General features: G+C 59.9%; 20 protein-coding genes. 5 read left to right on the top strand and 15 right to left on the bottom strand.

Translation table 11 applies throughout. The annotated features are described in order from the left end of the window. The first annotated feature begins 118 nt into the window (after positions 1-118). Complete coding sequence (purL, locus tag GA0061103_RS26370) at positions 119-2350, top strand: phosphoribosylformylglycinamidine synthase subunit PurL (protein WP_092716398.1); 2232 nt, start codon at positions 119-121, stop codon at positions 2348-2350. 14 nt (positions 2351-2364) lie between these two features. Further along, positions 2365-2598, top strand: coding sequence for a BolA family protein (locus GA0061103_RS26365; protein ID WP_004108912.1), 234 nt, complete (start codon positions 2365-2367; stop codon positions 2596-2598). On the opposite strand, the gene GA0061103_RS26360 is transcribed toward GA0061103_RS26365, so the two are convergent. Next, complete coding sequence (locus GA0061103_RS26360; RefSeq protein WP_092716396.1) at positions 2584-3783, bottom strand: hypothetical protein; 1200 nt, start codon at positions 3781-3783, stop codon at positions 2584-2586. The two genes, GA0061103_RS26365 and GA0061103_RS26360, sit on opposite strands and share 15 nt — an antisense overlap. A gap of 220 nt (positions 3784-4003) precedes the next feature. Further along, entirely contained in the window at positions 4004-4306 is a 303-nt protein-coding gene (locus GA0061103_RS26355) for a hypothetical protein (RefSeq protein ID WP_092716394.1), read from the bottom strand. A 384-nt stretch (positions 4307-4690) separates the two neighbouring features. On the opposite strand from GA0061103_RS26355, the gene grxD reads away from it, so the two are divergent. The 3 genes from grxD to GA0061103_RS26340 all read left to right on the top strand — a co-directional run bounded on the left by grxD (position 4691) and on the right by GA0061103_RS26340 (position 7696). After that, positions 4691-5026, top strand: coding sequence for a Grx4 family monothiol glutaredoxin (grxD, locus tag GA0061103_RS26350; protein ID WP_047633128.1), 336 nt, complete (start codon positions 4691-4693; stop codon positions 5024-5026). Between the two features lie 140 nt (positions 5027-5166). Further along, positions 5167-6399, top strand: a complete 1233-nt coding sequence (locus GA0061103_RS26345; RefSeq protein ID WP_092716392.1) for a multidrug effflux MFS transporter — start codon at positions 5167-5169, stop codon at positions 6397-6399. Positions 6400-6412: 13 nt separating this feature from the next. Next, complete coding sequence (locus GA0061103_RS26340; RefSeq protein ID WP_092716390.1) at positions 6413-7696, top strand: multidrug effflux MFS transporter; 1284 nt, start codon at positions 6413-6415, stop codon at positions 7694-7696. Positions 7697-7812: 116 nt separating this feature from the next. Here GA0061103_RS26340 and GA0061103_RS26335 read toward each other — a convergent pair whose 3' ends face one another. The 13 genes from GA0061103_RS26335 to GA0061103_RS26275 all read right to left on the bottom strand — a co-directional run bounded on the left by GA0061103_RS26335 (position 7813) and on the right by GA0061103_RS26275 (position 19589). Beyond that, positions 7813-8751, bottom strand: coding sequence for an adenylate/guanylate cyclase domain-containing protein (locus GA0061103_RS26335; RefSeq protein ID WP_092716388.1), 939 nt, complete (start codon positions 8749-8751; stop codon positions 7813-7815). A 113-nt stretch (positions 8752-8864) separates the two neighbouring features. Continuing rightward, positions 8865-9689, bottom strand: coding sequence for an inositol monophosphatase family protein (locus GA0061103_RS26330; RefSeq protein ID WP_092716386.1), 825 nt, complete (start codon positions 9687-9689; stop codon positions 8865-8867). A gap of 15 nt (positions 9690-9704) precedes the next feature. Beyond that, positions 9705-10532 carry an inositol monophosphatase family protein gene (locus tag GA0061103_RS26325; protein WP_092716384.1) on the bottom strand — a complete coding sequence of 276 codons (828 nt, stop codon included), beginning with the start codon at positions 10530-10532 and terminating at the stop codon, positions 9705-9707. A 73-nt stretch (positions 10533-10605) separates the two neighbouring features. Beyond that, entirely contained in the window at positions 10606-11493 is an 888-nt protein-coding gene (gene ttcA, locus GA0061103_RS26320) for a tRNA 2-thiocytidine(32) synthetase TtcA (protein WP_092716382.1), read from the bottom strand. A 61-nt stretch (positions 11494-11554) separates the two neighbouring features. After that, entirely contained in the window at positions 11555-12484 is a 930-nt protein-coding gene (locus tag GA0061103_RS26315) for a glutaminase (RefSeq protein ID WP_092716380.1), read from the bottom strand. 71 nt (positions 12485-12555) lie between these two features. Continuing rightward, a complete protein-coding gene (gene rpsD / locus GA0061103_RS26310) occupies positions 12556-13173 on the bottom strand; it encodes a 30S ribosomal protein S4 (protein ID WP_092716378.1) in 618 nt (205 codons plus the stop codon). Positions 13174-13397: 224 nt separating this feature from the next. Beyond that, positions 13398-14222, bottom strand: a complete 825-nt coding sequence (locus tag GA0061103_RS26305; RefSeq protein ID WP_167376651.1) for a hypothetical protein — start codon at positions 14220-14222, stop codon at positions 13398-13400. 3 nt (positions 14223-14225) lie between these two features. Then, complete coding sequence (locus tag GA0061103_RS26300) at positions 14226-14561, bottom strand: hypothetical protein (protein ID WP_092716377.1); 336 nt, start codon at positions 14559-14561, stop codon at positions 14226-14228. A 58-nt stretch (positions 14562-14619) separates the two neighbouring features. Further along, complete coding sequence (locus GA0061103_RS26295) at positions 14620-16137, bottom strand: helicase HerA domain-containing protein (protein ID WP_092716375.1); 1518 nt, start codon at positions 16135-16137, stop codon at positions 14620-14622. Between the two features lie 130 nt (positions 16138-16267). After that, positions 16268-17413: an alpha-hydroxy acid oxidase gene (locus GA0061103_RS26290; protein WP_092716373.1), complete on the bottom strand. Its 1146-nt coding sequence runs from the start codon at positions 17411-17413 to the stop codon at positions 16268-16270. A gap of 85 nt (positions 17414-17498) precedes the next feature. Continuing rightward, a complete protein-coding gene (locus GA0061103_RS26285; RefSeq protein WP_092716519.1) occupies positions 17499-17963 on the bottom strand; it encodes a GNAT family N-acetyltransferase in 465 nt (154 codons plus the stop codon). A gap of 2 nt (positions 17964-17965) precedes the next feature. Beyond that, positions 17966-18766, bottom strand: a complete 801-nt coding sequence (gene murI, locus GA0061103_RS26280; RefSeq protein WP_092716371.1) for a glutamate racemase — start codon at positions 18764-18766, stop codon at positions 17966-17968. Then, on the bottom strand, positions 18747-19589 hold the full coding sequence (locus tag GA0061103_RS26275) for an RNA methyltransferase (RefSeq protein ID WP_092716369.1): 843 nt from the start codon (positions 19587-19589) through the stop codon (positions 18747-18749). Before GA0061103_RS26275 ends, murI begins: the two co-directional genes overlap by 20 nt. Positions 19590-19754: the final 165 nt, after the last annotated feature.

Raw genomic sequence — 19754 nt, 5'->3', positions numbered from 1 at the left:
CGGCGTGTTGTGAACGCCGGTGATTTTCCTGTCGCACGACAGGGAGACTTGCGCTAAAGAGACCCCGATCCCCTGACCGGTCTTCCAATCCTTTACAGGCAAGGACACTCGAGCGCCCATGACCATTTCCAATTCGATCCAGATCACCCCCGAACTGATTGCCGCCCACGGCCTCAAGCCGGATGAATATCAGCGCATTCTGGATCTGATCGGCCGCGAGCCCACCTTTACCGAGCTCGGCATCTTCTCGGCCATGTGGAACGAGCACTGCTCGTACAAGTCTTCCAAGAAGTGGCTTCGCACCCTGCCGACCAAGGGGCCGCGCGTCATCCAGGGCCCCGGCGAAAACGCCGGCGTGGTCGATATCGATGACGGCGACTGCGTCGTCTTCAAGATGGAGAGCCACAACCACCCCTCCTATATCGAGCCCTATCAGGGCGCTGCCACAGGCGTCGGCGGCATTCTGCGTGACGTCTTTACCATGGGTGCCCGCCCGATCGCTGCCATGAATGCCCTGCGTTTCGGCGAGCCGGATCACCCGAAGACCCGCCACCTCGTCTCCGGCGTCGTTGCCGGCGTTGGCGGCTACGGCAATTCCTTCGGCGTCCCGACTGTCGGCGGCGAAGTCGAGTTCGATGCGCGCTACAACGGCAATATCCTGGTCAACGCCTTTGCGGCCGGCCTTGCCAAGTCGAATGCCATCTTCCTGTCGGAAGCCAAGGGTGTCGGCCTGCCGGTCGTCTATCTCGGCGCCAAGACCGGCCGTGACGGCGTCGGCGGCGCCACCATGGCGTCGGCCGAATTCGACGAATCGATCGAGGAAAAGCGCCCGACCGTTCAGGTCGGCGACCCCTTCACCGAAAAATGCCTGCTGGAAGCCTGCCTGGAACTGATGCAGACGGGCGCCGTCATCGCCATCCAGGACATGGGTGCCGCCGGCCTCACCTGCTCCGCCGTCGAAATGGGCGCCAAGGGCGACCTCGGCATCGAGCTCGAGCTCGACAAGGTGCCGGTACGCGAAGAGCAGATGACCGCCTATGAAATGATGCTGTCGGAAAGCCAGGAGCGCATGCTCATGGTGCTGCAGCCGGAAAAGGAAGCCGTCGCCAAGGCGATCTTCGTCAAGTGGGGTCTGGATTTCGCGATCGTCGGCAAAACCACCGACGACCTGCGCTTCCGCGTCATTCATCAGGGCGAAGAAGTCGCCAACCTGCCGATCAAGGATCTCGGCGACCAGGCTCCGGAATATGACCGTCCGTGGCGGGAATCCGACAAGCGCGCCGCCCTGCCTGCCGATCTTGTCGCTGCGCCAGAAGACTACGGTCAGGCTTTGCTGAAGCTCGTTGGCTCTGCCAACCAGTCCAGCCGTCGCTGGGTCTACGAACAGTACGATACGCTGATCCAGGGCAATTCGCTGCAGCTTCCCGGCGGCGATGCCGGCGTCGTCCGCGTCGAGGGTCACCCGACCAAGGCTCTCGCCTTCTCCTCCGACGTCACGCCACGTTATGTCGAAGCCGATCCGTTCGAAGGCGGCAAGCAGGCCGTCGCCGAATGCTGGCGCAACATCACGGCAACCGGCGCCGAGCCGCTGGCCGCGACCGATAACCTGAACTTCGGCAATCCGGAAAAGCCCGAGATCATGGGTCAGTTCGTCGGCGCGATCAAAGGCATCGGCGACGCCTGCCGCGCGCTGGATTTCCCGATCGTCTCCGGCAACGTCTCGCTCTACAACGAAACCAACGGCGTCGCGATCCTGCCGACCCCGACCATCGCCGGCGTCGGCCTGCTGCCGGACTGGAAGGCCATGGCCCGCATCGGCTCCGCTTCCGAAGGCAACCGCGTGCTGATGATCGGCCTCGACGGCAGCCATCTCGGCTCATCTATCTATCTGCGCGATATCATCGGCTCGACCGACGGCCCGGCTCCGGAAGTCGATCTCTTCGCCGAACGCCGGAATGGCGATTTCGTCCGCTCCGCCATCCGCAATGGCCAGGTTACGGCCTGCCACGACATCTCCTCCGGCGGCCTTGCACTCGCTCTGGCAGAAATGGCGATGGCATCCGGCAAGGGCCTGCGCATCGACCTCAGCGAAGGCCGGACGCTGCCGCATGCGGCACTTTTCGGCGAAGATCAGGCCCGCTACGTCATCGCCGTTCCGGCCGATGTCGCCGATTTCGTCTGCATCAATGCGGAAAGCGCCGGCGTACCCTTCCGCCGCCTTGGTACGGTTGGCGGTGACGCACTCGTGGTCGATGGCCTGTTAACGCTTCCGGTTGAACAGTTGCGCGAGGCGCATGAATCGTGGTTTCCTGCCTTCATGGACGGCAGCGCGCTCGCTGCCGCGGAATAATCGAGGTACCACTCATGCCCATGAACCCCGGCGATATCGAAGACATGATCAAGGCCGGCATTCCCGGCGCCAAGGTGACGATTCGCGACCTGGCCGGGGATGGCGATCACTATGCCGCCGAAGTTGTCGCGGAAGCCTTCCGCGGCAAGAGCCGCGTGCAGCAACACCAGATGGTCTATGATGCCTTGAAGGGCAATATGGGCGGCGTGCTGCACGCCCTTGCGCTGCAGACGTCAGCGCCCGACTGAGAGCGCTTGCGCCTCTTCGCCGGAGTTGAAGCTCAGCTCCGGCAATCTCTTCGGTGAGAATTCAGCGAAATCCGAAGCCGGCAGCGGACCGGCCGTCATCAGCGTGAAGTCGAAGAACGCCCTCACATCGGGACCGAGCACATATTGCCGGTGAACCCGCAGGAAATCGCGCTTGATCTTCTTGTAATGCTTCTCCGACAGCATCTGCTTGAAGCGTATGAACAGGATCGAAGCCTGCCGGGCATCCTCGTGTCCGCAAACGGCGGCGACCTTTGTCTTATAAAAATGGATCGCATCGGTCAGACAATGTACGTCGAGCCAGAAGATGTCCTTGCAGCGTGCGATCAATCCCACGCGTGAGCGCAGCACCTTTGCCGGCCGCATGAGGGCGCATTGCAGAATGGCACTGCCAAGTGTCGTAAACACCACGCGCTTGCCCCGCAACAGTTCCGGCTCACGCTCAAGCAACAGGCCAACTACGTGAGCTGCTACGGACGAGCCCATGCTATGCGAGGAGATGACGAATTCTTCGACGTCGGGCTCATCCAAGGCTTGCCGGACGCTGACGGCGCTTGCTTCCAGCCACTGTTCGGCGCCTATTCCGTTCAATCCCGCCATCGCGACCGCCATTTCCCAGTCGGAGAAGAGGTGCAGAGTATGCAGCTTCTCGGCCTGCGGCAGGAAGACATAGACGAAGAAGGCGACCGCGAGCGCGATACTGCCGATATGGCTCCAGGCCGGCAGTCCGAACAGGATTGGCGTAAACGCGATCGATAGGCTGAGAATCAGCCCCACGAACATCAGCAGAAAGGGAAAGATGAAGAACAGGCCGAAGCGCCATGCATGACGGAAATAGCCGGCCATGCCGCCCGAAATGGCAACCCTTGCGGCAGCAAGATAGCCCTGGATGAGCCGCGTGAAGAATGACCTGCCGTTCAGGACTGCCACCAGATCGTTATGATCGACGATATGAATCCGGCTTTGGATATGCCAATCCGCAGCTGTCGCCGTGACATCGAAATACGGTGCCCGGCCAAAATTCTTCAATTCCCCGACCGAGGCGGAAAAATCCCAGGCGGCGGCGCTCTGCCGGGCGGAACGCTCATAACGAGCCCGATGTGCGGCAGCGTCCAGCGGCTCGAAGCCGGGGAAGTGGAGAACCACCCTCTTCTTGATAGGATTCATATTGTAGTCTGTCCCCGGGGCGCCAGTAGCACTGATAAAATCTGAAAATCGCCAAGACCATGGCCTGCTGGCTTTTTCATGGCAGGCTGCAACAAATCATCCCAAAAACAAAAACATAGGATCAAACGTTTATAATCGCTTCAGCCCGCATGGCGGATACACAACCGTCCTCAGCCGGCTTTTTCTCCATACCAAGGGTAAAAATCCGAGTTCCGGCATATCAGCATTCCCGGCGCGGATATGGAGAGATATCAGCACAAGAGTCCAGCGACGGCGCCGTTATGATTTTCTCGACGGCCGGCGGCGTGGTCGATTGCGGCGTCGGTGCGGTCGAGGCACGGTAACCGAAAGCGATGCTCAGAATAAGCACGATGGCGCTTACGGTCACGGTGCTGTTCAGGATCGATGCTCGCGGTGTGCGCACATGTTCGTAATATTCCCGCTCGCCTTCACTCGTATCTTCAGAGCTATAAAATTCCCGCTCTTCACCAACCTGTCCTTCGGAATAGTGATGGTGGCTCATGGAGTCCGCTCCCTTAAAAATGCGAATGCAATGCCGACAAGGGATCGATACGCGCCAAATCGCATCAATCGGCAAACTCTAACAAACATACCGATGGTTTGTAAATTAGGTAGCATACTAATATTCATCGTCCCTTGATTTTAAATTGATGTGTGTTGTTCAGGCTTGGAGTTGAAGAGGTGATTTCAAAACGCACTGTTCAGAAATGAAAGCCAATCGACACTTTCTGGACGTTCCTGTTAACAGGTGATGCCGGAAATCTATTCATGCGATGAAAAAGATGGCACCTACGTTTTGCCGCTGGAAATCAAGCCGGGTGCTTGCTATTTAAGGGACAGATGTAACGCTGCGGACCTTGACCCCGCATGTGAAAGGAACTGGACAATGAGCGGCATTCAGGAATTCATCGCCAACGAAGTTAAGAACAACGACGTCGTTCTCTTCATGAAAGGCACGCCCCAGTTCCCGCAGTGTGGTTTCTCCGGCCAGGTGGTCCAGATTCTCGACTATATCGGCGTCGATTATAAGGGCATCAATGTCCTGGCCGACGCTGAAATCCGTCAGGGCATCAAGGACTATTCCAACTGGCCGACCATTCCGCAGCTTTACGTAAAGGGCGAATTCATCGGCGGCTGCGATATCGTGCGCGAAATGTTCCAGGCGGGCGAGTTGCAGCAACACCTTCAGGAACACGGCATCAGCGTTCGCGGCGCCGCCTGACCGGGCACCGGGCTCCCCGTCCGGTTTCCATAGTTCAATTTGATCGATAAGGCGCTGCCACCGGGCGGCGCCCTTGACATGTTTATGGGAATAAAACCGTGACGACTTCATCCCAGGCCATGTCCCATGGGCAACTACCCATGGGCAAACGTGAGTTCATCGCACTCGCGGCCTTCCTGATGGCCATCAATTCGCTCGCCATCGACATCATGCTTCCCGCACTGCAGCAGATCGGCTCCAGCCTCGGCGTGATGAACGAGAACCACCGGCAATATGTCGTAACCGCCTATCTGATCGGCTTCGGCTCGGCCCAGCTTATCTATGGTCCCCTGTCGGATCGCTTCGGCCGCCGCATGCCACTCCTGGTCGGCATCACCATCTACGTGATTTCGGCATTCGGCATTGCTCTCATCCCATCCTTTGCCGGCCTGCTGGCGCTCCGCTTCATTCAGGGCCTCGGTTCGGCGGCCACCCGCGTCATCACCGTCTCCATTGTTCGCGACGTTTTCGGCGGTCGCCTGATGGCCGAAGTGATGTCACTCATCATGATGGTCTTCATGATCGTCCCTGTCATCGCGCCCGGAAGCGGCCAGATCATCCTGCTGGTCAGCACCTGGCACATGATCTTCGTCTTCATCGGCGCCATGGCAACGCTCGTCGGCCTCTGGATGTATTTCCGGCTTCCGGAGACGCTGAAGCCTGAAAACGTCCGGCCGCTGACCGTGAGGTCTGTCGCCTCCGGCTTCAAGATCGTTCTGACGGACCGGGTGGCACTCTGTTACACTCTGGCGAGCACATTCCTCTTCGGCGCGTTGTTCGGCTTCATCAATTCCGCCCAGCAGATCTACAACAACATCTACGGCCTTGGCGTCTATACGCCACTGGCGTTTGGCGGCGTTGCGGCATTCATGGCCCTGTCGTCTTTCGTCAACTCCCAGTTCGTCGGCCGGTTCGGCATGCGCCGGCTGTCGCACACGGCCCTGCTCGGCTTTGTCGCCATCACCTTCTGTTGGCTGCTGGTGCAGCTTTATGGACCATCGCCAATGCCCTTCCCGCTGTTCATGGTCTTTTTTGCATTGGCCATGTTCCAGTTCGGCTGGATCGGTTCCAATTTCAATTCTCTCGCGATGGAGCCCCTCGGCCACGTCGCCGGCACAGCATCCTCCGTACTCGGCTTCATGAGCACGGTCGGCGGCGCATCGATCGGCGCCTGCATCGGGCAGTTCTACAATGGCACGGCAACACCGATGGTCATCGGTTACTTTACCGTTTCCCTCATTGGCGTCGTCTTCGTGCTGATCGCTGAAAAAGGAAAGCTGTTCCGCCCGCACAATGCGCCACCTCCAGCCGACCAGTCTCTCGCGTTACATTGACAGGCATATTCGAATGACAACCCCGCCTCAGTCCCAGCAGTCGGAACAATCCGGCTCCAACCGCATCGGCCTCGGCATCGTCGAATTCATCCTCACGATCGCCCTGATGACGGCCAGCATTTCCATGGGCATCGATAGCATGCTGCCGGCGCTGCCGAATATCGGCCAGTCGCTCTCGGTCGCCAATCCGAATGACACGCAGCTCGTCATCGGCGTCTATTTCCTCGGTTTCGGCATTTGCCAGCTCTTCTTCGGCAGCCTGTCGGACACCTATGGCCGGCGGCGCATTCTGTTGGGAGGCCTGGCCTTCTACACCGTGACGCTGTTCGCCGCGGCCTGGAGCGGCAGCCTTTTCGCGCTGCTCGCACTGCGCTTTGCGCAGGGCGTCGGCGCCGCGGCCGTGCGCATCACGACGCTCGCCATCGTCCGCGACTGCTTCGGCGGCCGCGAAATGGCCCGCGTCATGTCTTATGTCATGATCGTCTTCATGATCATGCCGATGGTCGCACCTTTCGTCGGCCAAGTGATCGTTGCCTATTCCAACTGGCAATGGATCTTCATCCTGATCGGCATCGTCAGCGCCGGCCTCTTTCTGGTCGCCTTCTTCCGCATGAAGGAGACGCTTCCGGTCGAGGAACGCCTGCCGCTGTCGGTTGCTTCCGTGCTGTCTGGCTTCAAGACCGTACTCACCAACCGCATCACCTGCGGCTACATGATCGGCCTGACGCTCTATACCGGCGTCATCTGCGCCTACATCGTTTCCGTGCAGCAGGTCTTTGGCGAGGTCTACGGTCTCGGAGAAACTTTCCCGATCGCCTTTGCGGCAACCGCAGCCGGTACGGCCGTCGCACAGTTTGCCAATGGCTATTTCGTCCGCAGCTTCGGCATGCGCCGCATTTCGCACGCGGCCATGATCGTCTTCACCGTTTTAGGCGCCATCGGCTACATCGTCGGCATGTTCGGTCAGCCAAGCTTCACCTTCATCTACATATTGATCTCGGTCATGTTGATGATGTTTGCTGTTATCACCACCAACTGCATGGCCATCAGCCTGGAGCCGATGGGCCATCTGGCAGGAACGGCGGCCGCAATCACCAGCTCGGTGTCCACCACGGTGGGCGTTCTCCTCGGCGGCGTCGTCGGTCAGATGTTCGATGGCACGGCACAGCCGTTGCTCGCCGGTTTCACGGTATTCGGTGCGTTGTCGATCGTTGCGACGCTGTGGGCGGAACGCGGCAAGCTCTTCACCCATCCCGGCGATACGCCGGCACTGGAGCCGGGCATGGGGCACGTCTAGAGCAATTCCAGCAAAAGTGCGCAGCGGTTTTTGTCGGGAATTGCGTGAAAACAAAGAGATAGAGCATTTCCGTGACTCCGTTTAAAAACGGAAATGCTCTAACGTGTCCCCCTTCGTTATGCGTCGCTACGCGGGCGGCTGACCCAGCGTAGCGCCGCAGCGATCGCAAGACCGAATAGCGGCCACATCGCCCATGGCGTTCCATGCCAGGTGAACAGATTGATCATCACGATGCCGATACCTGTGATGACAAGGCTCGCAATCGCCATATCGATCTGCCTGTTGCTGCGAACGTAACGAAATGCAGCGGCCCACAGAATGGCGAGTATGGGCCATTTTGCCCAGAAATCGCCATGCCAGGTCAGCCCGTTGAGCGCGGCAAGACCGACGCAGACGATAAGCACCCCACCATAACTGCGCCGCCAATCCAGGGGCATAGCCGCCTCTCGAGCCGCGGCGGGTTCGGGAGCTTCGGGCGCACGCGAGGGAGGTGGAGCCGAACGATAGTCTGACGTGGTATCGACAACCTGCACGCCGCCGATCCGCACCGCATAGCTCGGCACACCGCCCTCGATGTTCTTGACATCGAGCTGGCCAAGGAAATCGAATCCGACCGCAACCTTGTTGCGGACCTGATCGTAGACCGTGTTGGAAATGACGATGCCGCCGGGGACTGCCCGCGACTGCAGCCGGGCAGCGATATTGACGCCATCGCCATAGAGATCGTCGCCGTCGGCGATCACGTCGCCGAGGTTGAGCCCGATACGAAACAGCATCTGCTTGTCGGGATCGCTTACGGCATTGTAGCCGGCAAGCTCATTCTGCGTGTCGATTGCCGCACGCACGGCCTCGACGACACTTGGAAATTCGGCGAAGACGCCATCGCCCCAGGTATTGATGACGCGGCCGCCATGCGCTTCGATCAGTCGTTTCATCGCATCGCGGTAGCGGCGAAGGGTGGATAGCGTCCCCTCCTCGTCCTTTCCCATGAGGAGCGTATAATCCTGCACATCGGCGCAGAAGATAGTGGTCAGCTTGCGGCTCGTCTCGGACATCTGTCTCATCCCCGCGGCAAGCGCCGACCAAGGCTCTTGCCTGTTGCAGCAAAGATAGCTCTCCAGCCATTACTTTCCAAGGGGCCATACCGGCTATCGTGGCGCGGCTCTCCTTAGAGAGTGAAGACCTCGCGCCGCAGCAACTCCCATGTATCCTTGTCCACGGCCATCAGCAGTCCGCCATCAAGATGGTGCGGCAGATAGGGAGAACCGTCGAAGCGGCGGACATAGGCGCCGGCTTCGGCTGATATCAGCGATCCCGCCAGATGATCCCAGGGCATCAGCTTGTTGTACATCAGATAGTGGACATAGCCGCCCGCGAGCGTGCGGTATTCATGCGCCGCGCAGCGATAGCAGGTCGTGTAACGCACTTTGGCGAGATTGCCCATGATCTCCGCGCGCTTCTCCTTGGGCAGAAAGCCGGTGGCTGCCATGCCGACCATCTCGTCCAGCGGAACGGATGAAGCAACGTTAAGGCGCAGCGTCTCGCCATCCGGCCGACGCAGCCAGGCGCCGCCGCCCCGTTCCGCCAGCACCCAATCGTCGCCCATCGGATCGAAGATGATGCCGGCAACCGTCTCGCCCTTCGAGACAACCGAGGCCATGACGCCGAAGGCCGGAATGCCGGCCGCGAAATTGAATGTGCCGTCGACGGGATCGACGATGATGGCGAGATCGGCATCCGCAAGTTTCTTCAGCAATGCCGGATCGGCCGCAACCGATTCCTCGCCGACGAACAGCGCCTCGGGCCAGAGCCGCGAGACCTCTGCCTTGATCATGCGCTCGGCACGCTCGTCGGCTTCCGTCACCAGATCGGTCGCCTCGCTCTTGGCACGGACATCGTCGCTGCCGAGCCTGCGGAAACGTGGCAGGATCTCCGATTGTGCCGCGCGGCGCAGCACATGAGCCAGGGTCGTAACGTCAACGAGCGATGTCATGCTTCTTCCTTTCTGTCAGGCGCCGATGATCTCGCGACGGATCACCCGCCAGCTTTCCTCATCCGGCGCAGAAATAATGCCGCCCGTCGTCTCGCCGGGCCTATAGGCCGTGCCGTCGAATTTGGCCGTATAGCCGCCGGCTTCCTGATGCGCCAGCACGCCGGCCAGATGATCCCACGGCATCAGCTTGGAATGGCCGATAAAATGCCATTTGCCCGACGCCACCATCCAATATTCGTAAGCCGAGCAATTTACTGAGAAAACCATGCGGGTCTCGGACAGGTTGCCGCAGATGCGCGACCGATCCGGTTCGTCCATATGGCCCCAGGATATCGCGCCCGTCATGGCGCTCAAGGGAGCGGGCTCAGCAACGGCAAGCCGCCTCGCCTGCCCGCCTTGCCGGCGCAGAAATGCGCCGGCGCCTTTAACGGCTGTCAGGGTGTCGCCAAGCACAGGATCATGGATGATGCTGGCGATCGTCTCTCCGTTGGCGGTGACGGCCACTATCGTCCCGAATACCGGCAGTCCGGCCGCAAAATTGAACGTGCCATCCACCGGGTCGATAGTGAAAGCCAATTCCGCATGCGCCAGCGTCGGCACGACCGACTTGTCAGCCTCATAGGCTTCTTCGCCCACGATGACAGCCTTCGGAAAACGCGCCTTCAGCGCAGCGGTGATGTGCCGCTCGGCCAAGAGATCGGCCTCGGTCACAAGGTCGATAGCCGAGGTCTTCTCCGCTATGTCGCCTGCATCCAGATTGCGGAAGCGCGGCATGATTTCCTTTGCCGCCGCCTCGGCAACGATCATCATCACATAGTCGAAATCCGCATCGGAGAAGGTCATTGGAAGCCTCTGTTTTGAAAGGGCTTCCTCTTATGCCCGATTCGATGACATCGGTGTGGCAAAAGGGCTGAATTTACGCTCGCTCGCCAGAAGATCCCTGTGTCATCAACCCAGCGAAATCGAAGAGCTTCGGGTCGAGCAGATGCGACGGGTTCACATGCGCCAAAGCGCGCAGCATCGCGTCCTTGCGGCCCGGCATGCGGCGTTCGATATCGGCGAGCATGTCCTTCATCGCATTGCGCTGCAGCCCGTCCTGCGAGCCGCAGAGATCGCAGGGAATGATTGGAAACTGCATCGCCGTCGCAAACTTGGCGAGGTCGTCCTCGGCAGCGTAGGCGAGCGGACGCAGCAGCATCAGGTCGCCTTCGTCGTTGAGCAGCTTCGCCGGCATCGAGGCAAGCCGGCCGCCGTGGAAAAAGTTCATGAAGAAGGTTTCGAGAATATCCTCGCGGTGATGGCCGAGCACCAGCGCGTCGCAGCCTTCCTCGCGGGCAATGCGATAGAGATTGCCGCGACGCAGCCGCGAACAGAGCGAGCAATAGGTTGCGCCCTCCGGCACCTTTTCCTTCACGATGGAATAGGTGTCGCGATACTCGATGCGATGGGTAACGCCGATCTTCGTCAGATATTCCGGCAGGATATGCTTCGGGAAATTCGGCTGGCCCTGATCGAGATTGCAGGCAACTAGCTCCACCGGCAGCAGACCGCGCCATTTGAGATCGAGCAGCAGCGCCAGCAGACCGTAGGAATCCTTGCCGCCAGAAAGGCCGACGAGCCAGCGCTTCTGGCCCTTCAGCATCTGGAAGTCTTCCATAGCCTGGCGCACCTGCCGCAGCAGACGCTTGCGAAGCTTGTTGAAAGAGACCGAACGCGGCGCATCGAAAAACATCGGATGAACGGCGGAGCCGCCATCCTCAGCCTCGATATCGATGTCGTCCTTTACCGTCGTCGCGATATTCATTCCGTCATTCCTTGCGTCTCGCCACGCTGATAGCAGAAAGCCGAACGAGAAGACATGGGTATCAATCGCCGAACACTGACCAGCCAGTGCGCGCCGCCAGCATTTCCAGCGCCACCGCGCCGAGCTGCGAATTGCCGACCTTGTTCAAGCCCGGCGACCAGGCCGCAATCGAGCCGATGCCAGGCGCCACCGCCAGAATGCCGCCGCCGACGCCGCTCTTCCCCGGCAGGCCGACGTGATAGGCAAAATCCCCCGAGCCGTCATAGTGGCCACAAGTCAGCATTAGCGCATTGATGCGCCGCGCCCGCTTCGGCGAGACGACGGAATGACCGGTGATCGGGTTGCTGCCGCGCGCGGCGAGATAAAGCCCAGCCTTGGCGAGCTGCTGGCACGTCATCGACAGCGCGCATTGATGGAAATAAACGCCGAGCACGTGCTCGACCGGATGATGGATATTGCCGTAAGCGCGCATGAAATTGGCAAGCGCGAAATTGCGATAACCCGTCTGCGTCTCCGAACGCGCGACCTTGTCGTCGATGCTGATCGTCTCATCGTCGGCGACATAGCGCACGAAACGCAACAGCTCACCGATTGCTTCCCGCGGCTCATGTCCCGCCAGCACGACGTCGCTGATGGCGATTGCGCCCGCATTGATAAAGGGATTACGCGGTATTCCCTCTTCACGCTCCAGCTGGACGATGGAGTTGAAAGCAGTGCCGGATGGCTCGCGTCCCACACGGTTCCACAAGCTCTCGCCAACTTTGCCCAGCGCCAGGGTCAGCATGAAGACCTTGGAGATGCTCTGAATGGAGAACGGAATGCCCGCGTCGCCGATGCTGTAGACATCGCCGTTAACCGTCGCGATCGCCATGCCGAACTGCTTCGGATCGACCTTTGCCAGTTCCGGAATGTAATCGGCAACCTTGCCTTCGCCGATGCGCGGCGAAAGCTCCGCATGGATACCGTCGAGAATGGCCTGCAAATCCGTCATGAGGCGCTCCAAAGACAAAAAAGCCGCTCGAAACGAGCGGCTTTTCATTCATCAAGAAAGTTATCCGCTTATTAACGCGAATAGAATTCGACGACCAGATGCGGTTCCATGACGACGGCGTACGGCACGTCAGCGAGAGCCGGAACGCGAGCGAAGGTCGCAACCATCTTGTTGTGATCGACTTCGATATAGTCCGGAACATCACGCTCAGCGAGCGAAACCGATTCCAGAACGGTTACGAGCTGCTTGGACTTTTCGCGAACTTCGATAACGTCGCCAGCCTTGCAGCGGTACGAACCGATGTTGACGCGAACACCGTTGACCGTGACGTGGCCGTGGTTGACGAACTGACGGGCAGCGAAGACCGTCGGAACGAACTTGGCGCGGTAGACGATCGCGTCGAGGCGCGATTCGAGCAGGCCGATCAGGTTCTCGGAGGTGTCGCCCTTGCGGCGGTTGGCTTCGTCGAAGGTGGCGCGGAACTGCTTTTCACGCAGGTCGCCGTAGTAGCCCTTCAGCTTCTGCTTGGCGCGCAGCTGCACACCGAAGTCCGAAAGCTTGCCCTTGCGGCGCTGGCCGTGCTGGCCCGGGCCGTATTCGCGACGGTTAACCGGGGACTTCGGACGGCCCCAGATATTCTCGCCCATACGGCGGTCAATTTTGTACTTGGACGATTCGCGCTTGCTCATCGCATTTCCTTTCAAACGTTGCCGCGGCCCGTTGCCGAACCGCGAAGGAAACACGCCCTCCTCTGAACTCCGTTTTCGAGCTCTGACAGGCTTCTCACATTAGCGAACGGAGAAAGCCACGGGACATGTCAAATGAAACACCGGACATTTCTGCCCGGCGTTGGGGCGGTCTGTAAGGGGTCGTCATGAAAATGTCAACAGCAGGTTCGGCGAGAAGCGCAGTTTCATTCCGCACGCCCGAGACCGCGCCAGTCCTCGGGCACATCCGGTAACGACGGCATCAGATCCGGCTCGGATGTCGCCTTCCGAAACTGCACGCCGTCTTCGGTCAAAGCCGATATCTGAATTGGGATGCCGCTGGCGTTGACCGCAAGCAGACCGACTATATCCGGCGGCGCCGATCGAATGTAGCGCTCCGCTCCATCCAGCACCTCCACAAGCCTGTCGCGAATGACGCTGGCCGCAAAATCGACTGGAAGACCTCTCACGGAATCATAATCCTCGTTCGAAACCGATAGCCCTCTTCGCCGAATTTCATCAATTATCCTGATTGGAGAATAATGCGGTGGCTTTCCCGAGGCGGCCACGACAACAGCACCAAGCGGAGACAACCTTTCGTCGATCATTAACAAATCGACGAAATCCCGTGGCTTTGTCCGGGTTGATGCCGCCAGAACCTTATTCACGGCAAGGTCCGCTGGGTGAAGCCTTGCGCCCCACTCCTTGTCTCGAATAAGCGGGAAGAACCGGGTTCGAGATTCGCTCATCCATTGAATGAGCGTATTCTCCTGCGCCTTGGAGACTTCCGCCTCGACGCAGCCATAGACATTCACCTCGACATAAACACGGAAACCGTCACTTCTGAGCGTTTCCATGTCCCGCTCGGCGACGGGACCGATTTCCTCGTCGGTATCTTGAAAGATATCGATATCGTCCGACAGACGGGGCCAGTTCATATTCAGGACAAGCCCGCCTGCGACGTAGCTGGTTTCCGAGCGGTTCTTCGCGATGGACGCCATGATTTCTCTTTGCAGATTCGTCAGCGCCATCGACTATCGCCCGATTTCATCCAGCATGCGGCGCCCCATAGCAAAGGCACGCGCATCGCCGCGTTCCATCAAAGCGCTGGCTATCACCTTCGCCTTCTGCGTCAAATCCGGCAATCGATCCAAATCGATATTATCAAGAAGACGAATCCCATAGCGACCAACCGCCTCCTCTATATCGACTTGAAGACGCTCTTTTCGCTGGCGATATTCGGCTCGCATTTCCGCCGCTTGTGAAAGAATGTCATCGCGACGAGCGGCCGGAACCAAAACTTCCACCCTCACGAGGTCGGAAGCTCCGCCGGTTTGTCTATATCGCTGGATTCTATCACGCACCGCCATGAAATTATCTCCTATGGAGACAATATAAGCGTATCCCGGATACGTATCAACTGCGCATCTATTCCGCCGCCGCCTGCTCTCCACCTTCGAGATCGGGCGCATTGGCGTCTCCCGGCGCGGTCTGGCAGCTCATGTCCGGAAAAGCAACGATGCGCTTGCCGGAGAAATCCGTGTGGACGACGACGCTGCCCTGCTCCTCGAAATAGCTCAGCAGTCGACGGGCCCGACGCGCCGAATGGGTGCCGTAGGCCCGGGCAATGCGGGCATCCGACGGGCACGGTTCGCTGCTGATAGCGGCCTTCGCCAGCATCAGGAAAACGCCCTGCAGATCATCGGTGACGCTGGAGGAAAGCGATAGCGCCGTAGCCCATTGCTCCGTCGCCATGACGTCCTCGTCGGCACCGGAACGCACAATCGCCACACGGCGGCGGAACTCCGGCAGGCCCATTGGTGAACCGGGAACACGGCGCATGCGCAAGCGAACGAGAAACTCCTGATAGAGCACCGAATCCGTGCGGAAGCCTGAAGCCGGATCATCAAGGATTTCGGAGAGCACGGCACTCACCCTCGCCTCTCTGTCTTCGCTCGAAATTTCCTGCTGGCTGACCTTCGGCTCCGAAGGCGCCGGGCTTGCCGCCGGCACAGAACGGGAAAGTTCGGCCAGAATATCGGTCGTCGGGCGCGGTGCCGGCGTAGCGCGGCGAACAGCGGGCCGCGCGAATTCTTCCGGATCGGGTGTGAAGATCAGATCTTCCACATCCTGCGGCGCATCCGGCAACGGCATCAGCTTCGGGCTCGATGAACGCGCCGAGGTTTCCACCGTGCCGATGGTGATCGGCAGCGGCCGACGCGAGAGTGCCGGCCCGAGCGCAACGAAGTTGCCACGCTTAAGATCGCGGAACATTTCCGCCTGCCTGCGGTCCATGCCGAGCAGGTCGGCGGCGCGCGCCATGTCGATATCGAGGAAGGTTCGGCCCATCAGGAAGTTGGAGGCTTCCGCCGCAACATTCTTGGCGAGCTTTGCCAGTCGCTGCGTGGCGATGACGCCGGCAAGGCCGCGCTTTCGGCCGCGGCACATCAGATTGGTCATGGCGCCGAGCGACATCTTGCGCGCGTCTTCCGAGACGTCGCCACCGACCGAGGGCGCAAACATCTGCGCCTCGTCGACCACGACCAACACCGGATACCAGAATTCGCGGTCGGCATCGAACATGCCATTCAAAAAGGCCGCTGCGGCACGCATCTGCTGCTCGATATCAAGCCCTTCGAGCGTCAGCACGCAGGAAACGCGGTGCTGGCGGATGCGGTTGGCGATGCCGGCAAGTTCTGCTTCCGTGCGTTCGCCATCGACGACGACATGCCCGAACTTGTCAGCCAGCGTGACGAAATCGCCCTCGGGATCGATGATGACCTGCTGCACCCATTGCGCGGACTGTTCGAGCAGCCGCCGCAGGAGATGCGACTTTCCGGAGCCGGAATTGCCCTGCACCAAAAGACGGGTCGCCAGCAGCTCCTCGATATCGAGCTGGGCGCTGGTCCCGCCGGACGCCGTTCCCATGTCGATGCCGACCTGCAATGCACTTCCCCTATCAGCGAGAATCAAATGTGGATGCGTCCCATCTTTCTGAAAGGACGCGCCTCCGTCTAGCAAAGATTTCCAAGCTCCGCGCCCGTGGATTGAAAAAACCCACAGGCGATTGTGCGGCCTATCTGAAGCGCAGATTGGCGCGCGACAGCTCACTGACCGAGGTGCAGCCCGTCAGCTTCATGTCGCGCTCGACTTCCGTGCGCAGATGCTTGAGCGCTCGCTCCACCCCGGCCTGACCAGCGGCAGCCAGCGGATAGAGGTAGAAGCGGCCGAGACCGACCGCCTTGGCGCCGAGCGACAGCGCCTTCAGCACATGCGTGCCGCGCTGGATGCCGCCATCCATCATCACATCGATACGATGGCCGACCGCATCGACGATCTCCGCCAGCTGATCGAACGCCGAACGCGAACCGTCGAGCTGCCGGCCACCGTGGTTCGACAGCACGATGCCGGTGCAGCCGATGTCGACCGCGCGCTTGGCATCCTCGACCGACATGATGCCCTTCAGGCAGAACTGCCCGTCCCAGTGCTTCACCATCTCGGCGACGTCATTCCAGTTCATCGACGGATCGAGCATCTCGGTGAAATACTTGCCGATCGACATCGCGCCGCCGCTCATGTCCACATGCTCGTCGAGCTGCGGCAGGCGGAATTTCTCATGGGTAACGTAATTCAGTGCCCAGGCCGGCTTGATGGCAAATTGGGTAAGACCCGCCAGATTGAGCTTGAACGGAATGGAAAACCCGGTGCGAAGATCGCGCTCGCGATTGCCACCGGTGATGCTGTCGACGGTCAGCATCATCACGTTGACTCCGGCGTCCTTCGCCCGCTCCATCATCGCCCGGTTCAGCCCGCGGTCCTTATGGAAATAGAACTGGTAGACCTGCGGCCCCTGATGCTTCTTGCGGATTTCCTCAAGGCTGACCGTGCCGAGCGAGGAAACGCCGAACATGGTGCCGAGCGAGGAGGCCGCGGCGGCAACCGCATTCTCGCCCTGATGATGGAAGAGCCGCTGCAGCGCCGTCGGCGAGCAATAGAAGGGCGTCGCCAGCTTTTGTCCCATGACGGTGACAGACATGTCGATCTCGCTGACCCCGCGCAGGACGTTGGGAACGAGATCGCAGCTTTCGAAGCTCGACGTGTTTCGTCGCAACGTCACCTCGTCGTCGGCTGCACCGTCGATATAGTTGAAGATCGGACCGGGAAGACGCTTCTTCGCGAGAAGGCGAAAATCATGGAAGTTGTGGCATTCACGCAGACGCATGGCTTGCCTCGACAACACTGCTATCATTTTCAAAAGGCATCAAATATCGACCTCCCAATATCCCGCTGCTCAGTCAAATCCTGCATTACAGCCGGTGCAACCGTGCTTCCCATTTGTAAAGCACATCCGGTTCCTTTTCCTCATTGCCTGCCCCGTCCGACTCGTCAACTGCGAAGAAGCCGTGCTTCTCGTAAAAGCGGCGCGCAGGCTCATTTCTCTGAAACGTCCAGAGCGAGAGCACCGGATAGGCGGATTTCGCGACATCGAGCAAGCGGCTGCCAATGCCACGGCCCTGCGCCTCGGGCAGCACGTAAAGCTGGTCGATCCAATCCTCGAGAAAGGCGATGACGCCGACGAGGCGCCCGCCCTCTTCCGCACCCCAGATCTGGCAATCCTTGAAAACGACGGCGCTCCAAAAGCCGAGGTCTTCTTCCGGCGTATGAAGCCCGGCGAGCGTCGACAACCGCTCATTGAAGGAAGCCCGGTGGACGGCGGCAGCCGCCGGCATGTCCGCGAGATCGAGTTTACGCAATGAAATCTTGTCGGTCATCATCAAGCCTTGAGCCCAAAGCCCTGCATCAGGCGTCGGGTGGGAAAATCCGGTGCCCCGGAGGTAAACACCGCAAAGTCGAAATTGTCGGGATGGACGGCATCGGCCACTTGCGGCACCAGGCTACGCGCACGTCTCGCGATTGCCTCTGCCGGGTCGATCCAGTCGACCGGCCAGGGCGCGAGCCGACGAAAGATATTGGCCATGAACGGATAATGGGTGCAGGCGAGCACAACGATATCGGTCTTGCGCCCATCCATGTCGACAAAGCACTGCTCGATCTCGGTCATGACGGCCTCGTCGGCTACGGCGTCGCCACGAATATAGGCTTCAGCCAGCCGTGCCAGATTTTCTGATCCGACAAGCCGCACATGGCATTGCGTGGCAAAAGACTGGATCAGGTCGCGCGTATAGGCGCGCTTGACCGTACCCGGCGTCGCCAGCACCGACACGAGGCCGGAGCGCGTCCGTTCCGCCGCCGGCTTGATCGCCGGCACGGTGCCCACGAAGGTCATCTGCGGGAAGGCAGCGCGCAGATCGGCGCCGACAAGCGTAAATGCCGTGTTGCAGGCGATGATGCAGACTTCCGGATCGTATTGGGCCAGCAGCTTGGCGAAGAGATCGACGATGCGAGCCTTCAACGCTTGCTCTTCCCAGCCGCCATAGGGAAAGCCGGCATCGTCGGCGATATAAATGAAACCGCGCTCCGGCATCAGCACCCGCGCTTCGCGCAGCACCGTCAGACCACCGATCCCTGAATCAAAGACAAGGATCGGTTTCAGCTCATTCGATACCGCTGTCATCGCTAATGGGTTCCTTGGGCGCTTTCGAGGATCTGGGATGCGAGCCGCTGCCGCGCGGAGATTTCCGCGTGAAACGGTCGAGAGACGAGATCACCCCGCGCAAGACGCTGATTTCCTGTTCGGTGAACGCCCGGCGCGAGAGGACAGCGCGGAGATTGTCGACCATTTTCGGCTTTTTCCCGGCAGGATGGAAATAATTGCGGGCATCCAAAGCCTCCTCGAGCTGGTCGAAGAGCCCGAAAAGTTGATCCTTCGTCGAAGGCCGCTGCTCGATCGCCTGGAAAGGTACCTCGGCAACATCCTCCATGCCCGACTTCATCCATTCATAGGACATCAAGAGCACGGCCTGGGCGATGTTCAGCGATGCGAAGGCCGGATTGACCGGGAAAGTGACGATTTCATCGGCCAGCGCCACTTCCTCGTTCGTCAGACCCCAGCGCTCGCGGCCGAAGAGAATGCCGGTGCCCTCGCCCGCCTTGAATCTGGTGCGAAGCGTCTCGGCGGCAACCACAGGCGAGCGCACCGGCTTATAGCCATCCCGCTCGCGCGCCGTCGTCGCATAGACGAAATTGAGATCTGAAATCGCCTGCTCCAGCGTCTCATAGACCTTCGTCGCCTCGATGATGTGATCGGCCTTCGAGGCCGTCGCCTGCGCCCTTTCGTTCGGCCAGCCATCGCGCGGGTTGACGAGGCGCAGTTCGACAAGACCGAAATTCGCCATGGCGCGCGCCACCATGCCGATATTCTCGCCCATCTGCGGCTCGACCAGAATAATGGCCGGTCCTTCGGCCAGAAGTGCACGTTCGCTGTTGGTGCCTGCCATGTGCCTAGATCTCCGCGCGCGAACCAAGTCGCGCCAATTAGAGCATGATGCCGAAAAGTGTCAGCGGTTTTCGGAGGACATCATGCTCTATTTTCTCGATTCCGCAGCCGGATGATTTTGGGTCGAACAGACCTGAAATCATCCGACTGCGGGCTCGCAATAACG

The sequence above is a fragment of the Martinezella multihospitum genome (assembly GCF_900094585.1).
GTDB classification, from domain to species: Bacteria; Pseudomonadota; Alphaproteobacteria; order Rhizobiales; family Rhizobiaceae; genus Rhizobium; species Rhizobium multihospitium.
This window is presented reverse-complemented; position numbering and strand designations above follow the sequence as displayed.